At 45.6% G+C, this 1108-nt stretch carries 1 protein-coding gene; it reads left to right on the top strand.

Features of this window, described 5'->3' with window-relative positions:
• Positions 1-148 precede the first annotated feature (148 nt).
• Positions 149-1108, top strand: a 960-nt coding sequence (locus tag A3729_RS19715; RefSeq protein ID WP_068634199.1) for an NAD(P)H-hydrate epimerase, incomplete at its 3' end; no start/stop codon positions are given.

Here is a 1108-nt window from a genome sequence, read left to right as displayed (position 1 = left end):
CTAAGATCTCTTAACAAAAGAATAGAGCTCCTATTTTACGGGCATCTATACTAAATAAAACCATTAATTAGCATCATCTAATTAAATATAAATTTTGAACTGTATCATTAACTTAAGCTTTTCGACGCCCTATCAGATGGAACCCGATATGCCTGAAACAAAACTTCCCAGTGAATTATTCCTCAGCCAGCAGGTAAGAGATATCGATAGTTCGGCTATCAACAGGCATGGAATCAAGGGCTTTTCGCTCATGAACAAAGCAGCGAAATTTAGCTTCAATATACTATTAGAACGATTCCCCAACTGCCAGAAAGTCACAGTATTATGCGGCAGTGGAAATAATGCCGGAGATGGCTATATTGTCGCTGCGCTAGCCAAAGCTTATGGAATTGCATGTAATGTCTACTTTCTTTCGCCTCCAGATAAACTTGTCGGTGATGCGCAAAGTGCATACCAGATGTGCTTAGCAGAAAACGTAAGCTGCGACCACTACTCAGACAAAAGTCTAGCATCAGAGACCGACAATCACATTATCGTCGACGCTCTATTAGGTACCGGTCTTAACTCCCCTGTCAGAGGCCTGTATGCTGACGCTATTGAAGCAGCAAATAAATCTACTGCCCCGATATTAGCGATTGATATTCCATCGGGCTTAAATGCCAATACGGGCAGTATAATGGGCACCGCAATCGAAGCCGACTGCACTGCGAGTTTTATTGCCCTAAAACTGGGCTTATTTACCGCTGAAGGTCAACACTATACTGGCGAACTATATTACGACGACCTGGAGGTGCCAGCCAAAATTATTAATGAGCAGACGCCTATCGCTCATTGCTTGTCACTGCAGAAATTACTAGATCAAGTTTCTGTCCGGCCCCGCCATTTTCACAAAGGTAATTGTGGGCACACCCTCATTGTCGGCGGAGACCGGGGCTATGGTGGCGCGGTACTCATGGCTGCTGAAGCAGCACTTCGCTGCGGCTCAGGCCTGACGAGCGTTATCACCCATCAAGACCACTGCTCTGCATTGCTATCACGCACACCAGAGGTCATGGTCACCTCTACTGAAAATACTCAACAAGTTGAGCAATTGCTGGACGCGGCAACG

The sequence above is a fragment of the Oleiphilus sp. HI0043 genome (assembly GCF_001634935.1).
Note: the sequence above shows the minus strand (reverse complement) of the source record. Positions and strands in the feature narration are given on the sequence as shown.